This window comes from Candidatus Nanosynbacter featherlites (assembly GCF_037013405.1).
GTDB classification, from domain to species: domain Bacteria; phylum Patescibacteriota; class Saccharimonadia; order Saccharimonadales; family Saccharimonadaceae; genus Nanosynbacter; species Nanosynbacter featherlites_B.
Window position 1 is genome coordinate 511494 of sequence record NZ_CP146064.1, and the last position, 12646, is coordinate 524139.

The 12646-nt window shown below is 49.1% G+C and carries 14 protein-coding genes; 2 read left to right on the top strand and 12 right to left on the bottom strand.

All coding sequences use genetic code 11. The features are described 5' to 3' along the window. Positions 1-69 precede the first annotated feature (69 nt). Positions 70-768: a TIGR00730 family Rossman fold protein gene (locus V4210_RS02755; protein WP_338520520.1), complete on the top strand. Its 699-nt coding sequence runs from the start codon at positions 70-72 to the stop codon at positions 766-768. Here V4210_RS02755 and V4210_RS02760 read toward each other — a convergent pair. The 9 genes from V4210_RS02760 to V4210_RS02800 form a co-directional block, all read right to left on the bottom strand. After that, complete coding sequence (locus tag V4210_RS02760) at positions 765-1244, bottom strand: hypothetical protein (RefSeq protein WP_338520521.1); 480 nt, start codon at positions 1242-1244, stop codon at positions 765-767. The genes V4210_RS02755 and V4210_RS02760 overlap by 4 nt on opposite strands. 2 nt (positions 1245-1246) lie before the next feature. Next, on the bottom strand, positions 1247-2209 hold the full coding sequence (locus V4210_RS02765; RefSeq protein WP_338520522.1) for a carbohydrate kinase family protein: 963 nt from the start codon (positions 2207-2209) through the stop codon (positions 1247-1249). After that, positions 2209-3120: a class II fructose-bisphosphate aldolase gene (locus V4210_RS02770; RefSeq protein WP_338520523.1), complete on the bottom strand. Its 912-nt coding sequence runs from the start codon at positions 3118-3120 to the stop codon at positions 2209-2211. Before V4210_RS02770 ends, V4210_RS02765 begins: the two co-directional genes overlap by 1 nt. A gap of 500 nt (positions 3121-3620) precedes the next feature. After that, entirely contained in the window at positions 3621-4583 is a 963-nt protein-coding gene (locus V4210_RS02775; RefSeq protein WP_338520524.1) for a transketolase family protein, read from the bottom strand. Next, a complete protein-coding gene (locus V4210_RS02780) occupies positions 4580-5416 on the bottom strand; it encodes a transketolase (RefSeq protein ID WP_338520525.1) in 837 nt (278 codons plus the stop codon). The genes V4210_RS02775 and V4210_RS02780 overlap by 4 nt, the downstream gene beginning before the upstream one ends. After that, the gene (locus V4210_RS02785; RefSeq protein WP_338520526.1) at positions 5416-6066 is read right to left on the bottom strand and encodes a ribulose-phosphate 3-epimerase; all 651 of its coding nucleotides are present in this window, start codon (positions 6064-6066) and stop codon (positions 5416-5418) included. Before V4210_RS02785 ends, V4210_RS02780 begins: the two co-directional genes overlap by 1 nt. Continuing rightward, positions 6063-6515, bottom strand: a complete 453-nt coding sequence (locus tag V4210_RS02790) for an RpiB/LacA/LacB family sugar-phosphate isomerase (protein WP_338520527.1) — start codon at positions 6513-6515, stop codon at positions 6063-6065. The genes V4210_RS02785 and V4210_RS02790 overlap by 4 nt, the downstream gene beginning before the upstream one ends. Positions 6516-6552: 37 nt before the next feature. After that, a complete protein-coding gene (gap, locus tag V4210_RS02795; protein WP_338520528.1) occupies positions 6553-7575 on the bottom strand; it encodes a type I glyceraldehyde-3-phosphate dehydrogenase in 1023 nt (340 codons plus the stop codon). 48 nt (positions 7576-7623) lie between these two features. Next, positions 7624-8787, bottom strand: a complete 1164-nt coding sequence (locus V4210_RS02800; RefSeq protein WP_338520529.1) for an MFS transporter — start codon at positions 8785-8787, stop codon at positions 7624-7626. 33 nt (positions 8788-8820) lie between these two features. Here V4210_RS02800 and V4210_RS02805 point away from each other — a divergent pair, with 33 nt between their 5' ends. Continuing rightward, on the top strand, positions 8821-10338 hold the full coding sequence (locus V4210_RS02805; protein WP_338520530.1) for a RelA/SpoT family protein: 1518 nt from the start codon (positions 8821-8823) through the stop codon (positions 10336-10338). 167 nt (positions 10339-10505) lie between these two features. On the opposite strand, the gene V4210_RS02810 is transcribed toward V4210_RS02805, so the two are convergent. The 3 genes from V4210_RS02810 to V4210_RS02820 are packed head-to-tail and all read right to left on the bottom strand — an operon-like array spanning position 10506 to position 12645. After that, positions 10506-11039 carry an inorganic diphosphatase gene (locus V4210_RS02810; RefSeq protein WP_338520531.1) on the bottom strand — a complete coding sequence of 178 codons (534 nt, stop codon included), beginning with the start codon at positions 11037-11039 and terminating at the stop codon, positions 10506-10508. A gap of 3 nt (positions 11040-11042) precedes the next feature. Further along, positions 11043-11975 carry an NAD(P)/FAD-dependent oxidoreductase gene (locus V4210_RS02815; RefSeq protein ID WP_338520532.1) on the bottom strand — a complete coding sequence of 311 codons (933 nt, stop codon included), beginning with the start codon at positions 11973-11975 and terminating at the stop codon, positions 11043-11045. Next, a complete protein-coding gene (locus tag V4210_RS02820) occupies positions 11968-12645 on the bottom strand; it encodes an FKBP-type peptidyl-prolyl cis-trans isomerase (protein WP_338520533.1) in 678 nt (225 codons plus the stop codon). The genes V4210_RS02815 and V4210_RS02820 overlap by 8 nt, the downstream gene beginning before the upstream one ends. Position 12646 lies beyond the last annotated feature (1 nt).

The following is a 12646-nucleotide window of genomic DNA, read 5'->3' on the forward strand; positions in this document are numbered from 1 at the left end:
TTTGACAAACACAAGCTTTTTGTGCTATAATCAAAAGATACGTGAATTAAAACATAAAAAGGCAGAAAAATGACAGACAACAAAGATCTGGTGTGTATACCACGCGAAATTGAACTCCAAGCTGCAATGTTCCGTTTGGGCAATATTAACGAGGAAATTCAAAAAGGTTATGAAATTCTCAAAAAATACCATAAGACGGTGACCTTTTTCGGTTCGGCGCGTACCTGCCCAGACAGCCCATATTACCAAGCTGCCAAAGAAGCCTCTGAGCGTTTGGCAAGCTTGGGTTATGCAGTTGTCTCTGGTGGTGGCCACGGTATCATGGGTGCTGCTAACGAAGGCGCCAACAAAGCGGTCCAAAAAGGTGCGCGCGCTGCCGGTGGTGAATCAATCGCCTTTAACATCAAATTGCCCCACGAACAGGATCTCAATGAGTATGCGACTGAGGCGTTTGAATTTCAGCACTTCGCTCCCCGAAAAATCGTTATGACCATGTACGCTGATGCTTACATCTATTTCCCAGGTGGTTTTGGTACCTTGGATGAATTGGCGGAGATATTGACCTTGATCCAGACACAGAAAACCAATCGCGTACCAGTCATCCTGTTTGACACGGCGTTCTGGAGCGATTTGGATACGTTCTTCCGCAACCACATGTTAGCCGAATCAGCAATCGTCAAAGAAGACCTTGATATTTACACCATCACTGATAGTGTCGACGAGATCATCGACATCGTTACCGCCAACAAAACCTATTGCGATCACTAATCCAAGATGTCATCAACCCGCCGACAGATGCCGCCATCACAAATGATGCGACTAACGGCTGGGTTGTGCGTCTGCGGATGATCCCGGAAACGGCGGTAAATTTCCTGACCCAGGGCAACTTTACCGTGTTTAGTGGTATTCCTGCCAAGTGATAACTGATGGTGATAGTTTTCAACAATGTCCACAGGATGAAAAGAAATAATGTGCCCATCTATGTCTGCCAGTACCCAGTCGCTAGCTTTGAAACAGGCTCGCTTGTCGATTTCTGGAGCCACCGCCATCAGCGCCTGGTAGACTTCATTTGCTGTCGTATCACGCGGATCCAGACCCAAGGCACGCAATACACTGTGTGTTCGCGCCAATACATCCGACATCAACCGGATATCACTATCGTCACGCGTCATTCGATTTAGCTCCTGTAGAGCGATCTGTACATTTGCTCCTTCTCCTAGTAGTCGAGCTAAGTGTTGTGCCATGATTATATACTCCTTTCCTGTAACGGCATCTCGTGGAGGGGAGCGCCTTTATGTAAAATTCCCGCCTTAGCACTAATTTTCGCGACGACGGCGCTGGAATTTGCGCTGGCAAAAATGACCGAATCTCGCAAACTGCCGCCTTCTGCCCATCTGCTCAAAAATCCTGAGGCAAATGCATCACCAGCCCCTGTCCTGTCAATGGCTGGGACGTCTTCATACATGCCAGCGCGGACAATTGTCTTGCCGTCGCTCGCCATGGATCCGTTGGCGCCGTCTGTGACCAGTAGTGTCGGCACCAAATACAGCCCGTGGCGAATCAAACTCTCCAAATCACTTCCTTCGACAAGCTGCTGCATCTCCTCTTTATTGACGGTCAAAATATCTACGTCTTGTAGTAACCCAAGCAATAGTTCGCGCTGCGCCAACTCTTTTTTGCCAGGATTAAAACAGATTTTAATGCCACGTTCGCGCGCTTGGGTAAACAGTTTACTGAGCGTTTGTATTTGTCCCGCCAGGTTGGAAACATACAGCCAATCCGCCTGAACATTTTCCAGAGAAAAGTCGCCTGGATGGTAATGCGTCGAAGCGCCGCGATAGGTCAAAATAGTCCGCTCGCCATTTGGCGCTAAAAGCATGACCGAATATCCGGTGTTGTATTTGTCAGAGAATTTCACTAGCTGCGTACCAACACTTTCACTGTCCAGTGCATCCAACACTGCTTGACCTGCCGGATCGCGTCCAACCACTCCCATGAACTGGGTTTGGTGACCCTGACGAGCAAACGTCACTGCTGCGTTAGTAGCACCCCCACCGGTAGAGAAATGAATCTGATTGACATCAATCTTTGAACCCAGTTCCAAGCGCTGGAAGCAATGTTCTGGGCTTTCACAAACAGGCGCCAGTGCTGGCGAGTGGCTCAAAAATACGTCTTGAACAGCAGCACCAATGGTAATAATTTTAGCCATCAGATCACCACCCTTCCGCTTGAACCAAATGCCATGATTTTTTCTTCAACGACTTTCTGGACTGCTAAATATACCTCGGGCATCAGCTTAACGATAGCATATTCATTTGGATTTTCACGCAAGGTTTTTTCCAGTGTGGTGCGGAAAGCATAGCGCATATCGGAGTTGATGTTGATTTTAGAGACGCCAATTTTCGCCGCCTCCTCAAAATAATGCAGTGGCGTACCCGACCCACCATGGAGCGAAATCTGGCAGTGCAGCGCCTCGCGGATACGTGCCAATAATTCCAAATCCAATACTTTCGGCACCGGATATTTACCGTGCAGATTACCGACTGCTGCTGCAAAGGTATCAATCCCCGTCGCCTCGACAAACGCCCGCGCACTGTCTGGTGTAGAAAAAGTTTTCTTGATCTCTTCATAGTCAATAGCTTCAGTGTGAACGTTAGAGCTGCCACCAAAATAGTGCGGCTCGGACTCGACCAACGCGCCGGTAAATTTAGCGTACTCCACGACCTCGCGGGTTTTAGCGATGATTTCCTCGTCGGAAGCGTCGTGATTTGCCTGGGAAATGTCGATGTGCACAAACTCATAACCAGCGTCAATGGCTCGTTTGCAGCCCTCAACCGTTGGTCCATGATCCAGATTTAGATACATCTCGATGCCGTATTCGGCCTTGTAATTGTCCACCAAATCACGCACATTTTCCAGTCCCATGGCCTTCACTTCAGCGTCTGACACTTCGACCAAAACTGGCGACTGCAGCTTCTGTGCTGCCCGTGCCACTGCGATCAGCGTTTCTTGATTATCAATATTAAACGCCCCGACCGCAAAATGTTGCGCCCGTGTCCGCTGCATCAAATGACGCGCTCGCGTCGTGTTTTGCCGAATCTCTGAAATCGATAGTCCCATACTGCCCCCTAAAATACTTATGGTAATTATAGCAATTAGCGCACGTTCTGCCAAGGGTGGTCTGCTACGCGTCAGGCCTGTGTGCAGTTGATAGGTTGACTTTTACGGTACTATGTGATATATTACAAGTAACTTCTGCTCGAGGTTTGTCTGAGGGTGGAAGAGCCCTTTGACCTCGAGCACGTTTTTCCTGAAAGGAGGGAAAAATGTCGTGGAGATTTGCCCTCTTTTTAGGGGGCATTGCAGGTGTTACCGTCTATGTAGTGTGTTATGTTATGACACACTACCTGGGCGAGCTCCCTGTCCCCCTGTACGTACCGGCGCTAATCAGCGCCTGTATCTGTACTATACTGCAAAAGTACATGGAGGGCTGAGAGGGCTGACGCCCACCGAAAATAGCTCGCTGAAAACTGGTTCAATCTGAGTTGAGACGCAATTTCTCGCGTTTCCTGGGTTGAGTTATCCAGTTTCAGCTTGAGCACGTTTTCGGTGGGCTATTTTCATTGGAGAAAATTTACGACGCTACGCACAATTGAATCGATATCTAAACCATGCTTTTGCCACAATTCAGACGTTTTACCTGACTCACCAAACACATTGTTCACACCAATCCGCTTCACTTTCACCGGCAATTGTTCACTGAGTAGTTCTGTCACACTCGAACCAAACCCGCCAGCGATTTGCCCCTCTTCGGCCGTCACCACACAGCGGCATTTCTGAGCGGCATCCAGCACCGCCGCCTCATCCAACGGCTTGATGGTTGGAAAATGAATAACCTCCGCCTGGATGCTATGCTGATTTGCCAGTATTTCCGCTGCCAGAAGCAATTGATAGGTCATCGTGCCAGTGCCCAGCAACGCCACGTCTGTTCCCTGACGCAGAGTATAGCTCTTGCCGATTTCAAATGTTGCCTGATTTAAAAACAGTGGCATATCAGCCCGCGGCAACCGCACATAATTTGGCCGCAAATCAGCCACCATCGCCGCTGCCATCAGCTCCGCCTCGTGCGCGTCGCCCGGCGCCAACACCACCATGCTCGGTAAACTCCGCATCAGCGCGATATCTTCCAGCATTTGGTGGGTCGCGCCATCTGGACCAACGTTCAGTCCTGCATGTGAACCAACCACCTTGACCGGCTGATTATTTAGACAAATCGTCGTGCGAATTTGCTCCCAGTTACGCCCCGGACTAAACGAAGCGTAGCTAGCGGCAAACGGGATGTTGCCCATGGCTGCTAGTCCAGACGCCACCGTCACTAAGTTTTGTTCCGCCACGCCAACTTCAATCAGTCTCGGCGCACCGATATGCTCGGCAAATTTACCAAAACCGACGCTTTCTACCAAGTCTGCGCTCAACGCCACGACGCGGTCGTCCTGCTTGGCCAGTGTAACCAAACCGTCACCAAAACCACCTCGTACCGAAGTATAGGTAGGCGTTTGCCAGTCATCACGCAGGTACATCATTTCCTATCCTCCAACTGAGCCAACGCTCGCTGCGCTTCCTCGGCAGTAGGAACTTTTCCATGCCAATGATAATCGCCTTCCATAAAATTGACCCCCTTGCCTGGTATGGTGTGGGCAATGATGACACTTGGTCTATCCGTCACAGCGCGAGCCATACTCATGGCCTCACAGATACTCTCCATATTGTGCCCATCAATCTCCTGAACGTGCCAGCCAAAACTGCGCCATTTGCCTCGCAAATCTTCCAGCGGCATGACGTCCTCAGTACTACCACCAATTTGAATATTGTTACGATCAACGATGCCGATGAGATTGCCCAAGTTGTATTTACCAGCAAACATCGCTGCTTCCCAGATATTACCTTCGTCTAATTCACCATCGCCCATCAGACAATAGACAAACCGCTTGGGTTGCGGATGCAAGTATCGTACATGGTATGCCATACCCGAAGCTTGACTCAAGCCCGAGCCCAAGGGTCCGCTAGTCGTCTCGATACCAGGCAGTGCTTGACGTTCTGGATGCCCCTGCAATCGAGAGCCAAACTGTCTGAGTGTCGCCAATTCTGTCTTGGGAAAGAAACTACGCTCCGCCAAAGTCGCGTACAGTACCGGCGCGCAGTGACCATTGCTCATGACGAAGAGATCTCGTTCATCCCAATCAGGGTTTTCTGGACTGATGTGAAGCACAGCAAAATACAAAGCCGTCATGATGTCCGCCAAGCCTAAGGCGCCAGCAGTGTGACCACTACCAGCGTGTTCCAGCATGGTGATGATGGAGCGGCGCACTGACGAGGCATGCTGCTCCAATTGTTTACACGTGACGTTTGGCGGCACTAGCCCAACATGCCCTTTTTGTTAATTTCATTTTGAATGTTTTGATAGGCTTCTCGAGGATTTGGCGATTTTTGGATAGCACCACCAACCACCAAAACATTGACGCCGCTGTGCGCCAAGCCATAGGCGTTGTCTGGCATAACGCCACCGTCCCAGCCAATCTCTACAGCCGGGTTGATGTCTTTGATGAGGCGGATTTTTTCCAATTGCATCAAACTGGCACTGCCGCCAAAACGACCAAGTTCGCCAGAAAATATCATGACGTGATCTGCTGCCTTGATAAGGTCAACGACGGTACTGGGAACAGTTGGACGCATCAACACCAAGCCAGCTTTGATATCTGCTTGTTTGATTTTCTGCAGCGCGCCGAGAACGTCGCCGTCAGACTCAGCGTGGAGCAAAATCATATTTGGGCGTAGCGCCACCAAATCTTCTATGTATTCATCGACATTTTTCACCATGGCATGAATATCAATTTGCCAGCCTTCTGGTGCCCACAAATCTCGCAAACCAACTGTCAAGTTTGGCGCAAATTGGCCATCAGAAATATCAACGTGCGCTCGCTCGGCAAAACCAGTGATTCGCTCAATTTGTTCTTTGTATTGATCGACATTTTCCGCCAAAATACTAGGAGTGATTACTGTGGTCATAATAATTGGTCCAACTGCGCATTGCGCCTATTAAATCTTGGTGCATTGACATACGGAGTGTTAAGCCATGTCTCCATGATCCCTTTCCACGCCGCCTCATTGTCTTCCAAAACACGAGCCGGCAAGCACAACACGTTTGAGTTGTTGTCCTGGCGTGTCATTTTGGCTTCGTAAGCATCCCAAATGACGCTGGCACGAATCCCCTTGAAACGGTTCGCCGCCATACACATACCTTGGCCGCCACCACAAATCAAAATTGCTCGTGGATCGTCCGATTCATCACCAATCACCCGCAAAGCCGCCGCTTGAGCAAACTGAGGAAAATCATCATCCGGGTTCAACTCTCGCCCACCAACGTCTTCAACTTCATAGTTATTTTTCACCAAATACGCGAAGACTTTTTCTTTCAACAGAAAACCGCGATGATCAGATCCCAAGTAAATTTTCATACTAATAAGTATAAGCGGTTTGGGAGCTTTTTGCAAATTAGCCAGCGCGTTTCAATACAGCGCCAATGTCTGCCACCAACTCCACCAAACGGTTTGAATAGCCCCATTCATTGTCATACCAAACCATGACTTTGATCAAATTACCACCAACGACTTTGGTGAGTGGCAAATCAACAACCCCAGAGTGCGAATTGCCGATAAAGTCGCGACTGACGAGAGGCTCTTCACTGACACCCAAAATGCCTTGATAGAACGTGTCTTGAGCTGCTTTTTTGAACGCCTCGTTCACCTGCTCGACTGTCACGTCACGCCGGAGAAGCGCCGTCACGTCACTGAGCGACACCACTGGTGTTGGTACACGGACACTCAGACCGTCAAATTTGCCAGTCAGCTGCGGCAACGTTTTCGTCACAGCAATGGCTGCACCCGTTGTTGTCGGCACCATGTTTTCAGCTGCGTTACGGCCTTCACGCAGATCTTTAGCAGGTGCGTCCTGTAACCTTTGACTGGCGGTGTAGCTGTGCACTGTCGTCAGCATTGATTTTTCCACGCCAAACTCTGTGTCCAGGACAGCCATCACTGCGCCCAAACTGTTGGTGGTACAACTGGCATTTGAGACAATCGGCGTTGCCGAGGCGATCTTGTCGTCATTGGTACCAAATACAATCGTATCCACACCATCAGACTTGGTTGGACCACTGATGACCACACGTTTCGCACCAGCTTCCAAGTGTTTGCCCGCGCCCTCTTTGTCGGTAAAGAAGCCAGTCGATTCAATCACGACATCGATATTCATATCTTTCCATGGCAATTGCTGCGGCTCTTTCTCTGCCAAAACCTTGACAGATTGACCATCAACGATGAGTTCATTTTCTGTAAATGTCACTTGGCGGCCGTATTCACCGTAGTTACTGTCGTGCTTGAGGAGATATGCCAGTGTCTTTGTGTCCGTCAAATCATTGATGGCGACAATCTCCAAGTCGCTACGCTCACGCGCAATCTTAAACGCATTGCGTCCAATCCGCCCAAAGCCGTTAATTGCTATTCTTGTTGCTGCCATACTGCCCTCCCTGTTAAGCGTTAGCCTTTTATCCTATTATATACCAAACTATTTTTCTCTTCTAGCGTGAAACTCTGCAAATAGACCAATGCCGACAAATACAACTGTCATAGAGCCTGCGACAAAGATACTCGTAGTATTTGACAGAAAACCAAACAATAATGCACATGGGATGAATATCAGACGACCAACAGTATTGATCACCGAACCAGCACCAGCGCGATATTTTGATGGTAGATAGTGCTGCATTTTTGATGTAAGCGCAAGAACTAGTGCAAACGACAGCGTGCCAATAATAAACTGCAGTCCAACGGTTAACCAAAATAACGGACTGATAGTCATGCCGATTGCGGAGATAAAGCAGACAGCTAGCGCCAATAGGACTCGTCGTCGAGTGGCAAAGAAGCGAACAATCGCACCGCCAGAACTATATGTACCCGTGATGATAGCTCCTGCTATACCAAACAATGCTACCGGCATAGACAACGCCGCATACCACAGTTGATAGAACTCGCCATTCATTTTCTGTACCAAAAATACTACCAGCATAACAACCACCAGCCAGGCAAGGTCAGGGTTCTTGAAAACAGCCGCAAACGTACCCTTCGTATGCTCGATCAATTTCGCATCGGTTGATTGCTTGTGAATCGTTGTATCTCGATAGAATAATAAGACCACTGCTGCTAACCCTGCAGTAATGATTGTTGCAAAGAACGCCGACCTAAGCGATGTGGCAGACGCCAACCATCCACCTAATAACGCGCTGATGATTAAAGCAATACCGCCAAGCATCTCAAAGCGACCCAAAATCTTATCGTAGTTTCTTGTATGCCCCTGCTCTTCCTTAAGCAAGTCATAAATCATGGCTGAACCAGTACCGCTGGCAAGAGCATCAAAGAATCCCCAGAATGCTGCCGACACGACATACAGTGATGGGTCATTGCTAATCCACCCAAAATAACTGCTTAGTAACATACTTAAGGCCGACAGAATCATAACACCCTTTCGACTCCAGCGATCCGCCAGTACGCCAGATGGTACTTCCATTAAGACTGACATTACCGCATAAATTGCTGCCATCAAACCAATACTGGCGTCATTGAATCCTATGCTGTACATAAATAGTTTTTCGATGGAATACCAAAACACGAAGCACAGCAAGAATTTCGCAATAAACAGTGGCGCCAGGCGTCGGACGAGTGGATTTTTCATCCCATTATTATACCATAATGTTATACTATATATATGACGCGTGAAGAGCTACTCGCCACAGCTGGGCAAAAGTATGATGAAGTGCCAGTGCTGGTTTTGGCGAGTGCGATTGATTATGCGACTGAAAAACACGCTGGACAAAAACGCAAAAGCGGTGAGCCGTATATCAATCACCCGCTGGCGGTGGCCGAGATTTTGATTGAGTGGGGCATGGACATCGACACGGTGGTGGCGGGCGTGCTGCATGACACGGTCGAGGACACCGACGCGACGCTAGATGAACTGGAGAGTTTATTTGGACGAGACGTGGCGTTTTTGGTGGATGGCGTGACCAAGGTGTCGCAGGCACGCGCTGGCATGCGCAGTCTGGACAGCTATTTGCCACACACCAAGGATAATTTGACTAAATTGATGATCGCGGTCGGTGAAGATGTGCGGGTAATTATCATCAAATTGGCGGATCGCCTGCACAATATGCGGACGCTGCAATTTATGTCGCCAGAGAAGCAGAAGAAAATTGCTCGCGAGACGATCGAGGTGTTTGCGCCGCTGGCAGACCGATTGAACATGGGTCGCGTGCGTGTGCAGCTGGAAGAGTTGAGTTTCAAATATTTAATGCCGAAAGATTTTCACCGCACCAAAAATTTGATGGATAGTCGATTGAAAAAGTCGCAGCGAAAACTGGACCGTGTTCGCCGTGAAGTCGAGGCGCGACTGAAGGCGGAAAAACTCGTTTTCCAGATGGACGGCCGTGTCAAAAGTGTCTACAGTCTGTTTAAAAAACTTGATAAGGTCGGCGATATTGATAAGATTTATGATTTGATCGCCCTGCGGGTTATTGTCGATGATTTATCGACGGGATATTTGGTTCTGGGGATTTTGCACGATATGTATCAGCCGATGTACGAGCGGATCAAAGATTATGTCGCCAACCCCAAGCCAAACGGTTACCAAAGTCTACACACCACCGTGCAAACGCCGAGTGGGCAAATTGTTGAATTTCAAATTCGCACCAAAGAGATGCACGAATACGCTGAGCGTGGTTTGGCGGCCAGCTTCCACTACAACGAGCAGAAATTGACCGACGCGTACAAAAAGGGTCGTATGGGCGCTATGCCGGCAGACCTGTCGTGGATTCGCGACCTTCAGGAAGCGGCAGCGTTGGCGGGCGAAGGCAAACGATTTGATTCTAATAAGTTCCGCATGAAATTGTTCTCGGACCGCATTTTCGTGTATTCTCCAAAAGGCGATATTTATGATTTGCCACGCGGCGCTTTCCCATTGGATTATGCCTACCGCATTCACTCTGACATCGCGGCGCACGCTAGTGGTTTCAAAATCAATGGTGTCATGAAGCCGTTTACCTATCATTTGCGGCACGGCGACACCATCGAAGTCTTAACCAATAAGTCCGCCCACCCCAAGCCGGATTGGCGCGAACTGATCATAACGCCTCACGCTAAAGACAAGCTGCGTTTGCAATTGTCGCGTAGCGGTGGCATCTTGCAGCAATTGACTGGCGGCGTTTCGTCACTGTTTCGGCACCGATAATCAACGGTACAATCTTGTAGGCGGAATATAAAAAAACAATATCACCCTCATCTCAGGGGCCGTGACGGGCGCGAAAGCCCGTCAGCCGAACGCCACAGGCTGACCGTAGGTCACCTGTAAAGAGTACTCTGAGTGAGGTGTGATATTGTTTTGTTGCGTCGATACTCTTACGCTTGCTCGTTCCAGCGAATGATCGAATCGCGAATGATTTGCTTGGCACGCTCAACGTCACCAAAGCCCTTGACGACTGTCGAGCCTGGCTTTTTCATATCTTTGTAGTGATTGAAATGATGCTCAATTTGTTTGAGCAGTTGTGGCGGTAAGTCTTCCAATGAGTTAATAGCATCACCGGTGTTGCGGTCATCAGCTGGCACCACGATCACCTTATCGTCAACTTCATCATCATCAACAAACTCCAGCACACCAATAACCTTTGCCTCCATGAAAATACCCGTTGTCAGTGGCTGGTCGGTGATGATTAAAGCATCCAATTCATCGCCGTCCTCGTCCAATGTCTGCGGGATGAAACCATAGTTGGTTGGCTTGGCAAAAATTGCTGGCTCGACGCGGTCCAGTTGCATGACCGCTAGCTCACGATTCCACTCGATTTTGTGGTTTGAACCTTGCGGGATCTCAACGACAACATTCACGATGCCGTTTTCTACGTCACCTGGTGTTAAAATTTGATTGAAGTCTGCCATGATTTACTCCTCTCTGGCTTTTTCTTGTAAATATTCACGAATTTGCAACGCTGCGACCGCGCCCTCGCCGACCGCCGAAGCGATTTGCATGGTTGCACCGGAACGCACGTCACCCGAAGCAAAGACACCGGGAACATTGGTGTGCAAATGCTCGTCGGTGACGATGTGTCCGCCGAGGTCCAGCTCAACATCTGAGTCTGTCAAAAACTGCGTATTTGGAATCAAGCCGATGAAGACAAATAAGCCGTCTGCAGTAAACTCTTTCTGCTCGCCGTTCTGGGTTGATTTGACACCGTAGAATTGGTCGTCCTTCACGATAATTTCATCGGTAGTTGCACCGATGTGGACGGTAATGTTGCCTGCGTCAACGTATTTTTGTAGTTCTTTTTGCAAGACGTCGCTGGCGCGTAATTTGCTGCGCACCAACAGGTCAATGTGGCTTGCGTAGCGAGTCAAAAATATCGCTTCTTGCACCGCTGAGTTACCGCCACCAACGACGATCAGTTTCTTATCGCGGTAAAATGCACCGTCGCACGTCGCACAGTAATGCACGCCACGACCATACAGCTCGTCTTCGCCTGGCACACCCAGCTTCCGATGATTTGAGCCGGTCGCTAACAACACAGCTTTAGTTCGCACTGGCTGACCATCAACTGTCAATTCCAATTCGCCATTAACTTGCTTCAGCTCTGTCACGTCACCGTACTCAATATCCGCACCGAACCGCTCAGCCTGCTGCTGCAATTCGGACGCCAACTTCATGCCGGTCACGCCCTCAGCGAAGCCCGGGTAATTATCAATTTGGTCAGTAATAGCCGCCATGCCGCCGACCACGCCGCGTTCATACAGTGTCGTTGGCACGTCTTCACGCGACAAATAGATGGCTGCGGTGAGCGCGCTTGGACCAGCGCCAACGATGATAACTTCTTTAGACATTGAGCCCCCTTGATTTATAATATCGTTTGATAATTTCTGGCATTTCTGGCTGTGGAATATTTGCTGGCTTTTCAATGGCCATGATGACAAACTTCAGCGGCGCATTGGCAGGGATTTTATCACCCTGACCTTGACTGCCGTAAGCTTTATCAGCTGGAATTGTCAATTCACGCACACCGCCAATCTTCATCCCAACTAGGCCCTCTTTCCAACCCTGGATGACTGCGGTATTCGCCGGACCGTTTATGGCAAATGGTGCTTTCAATTTACCATCAGCGATTGACTGGTCAAATACTTCACCTTTGGCATTCCATCCAATGTAATACACCGCAAATTTGGTGTCATCTTTGACTTCTGCGCCGTCACCTTCCACCAAGTCCTCTTTGCCGAGTTCTTTGACATCGCCAGCTTCAAACGCACCGACCCGTGAGCCAAACTCAGCAAATTTAGCATAATATTTATTGTTTAATTCCGCCGTCTGCGCGTCAACTTTCTTTTGGCGTTCTGTATTTGCTGCTTTATAGCTTTCTTGCGCTCGCTGCAGCTCAGCCTGATCTTTGGCTTCATTGCCCGGAGCCACTATCATGGCGATAAATCCGCCAACTGTACCCACTAACATTGTGATTGTAATAATCCAAATTCCTATTCTTTGCGATCTTGCTATCGCCATA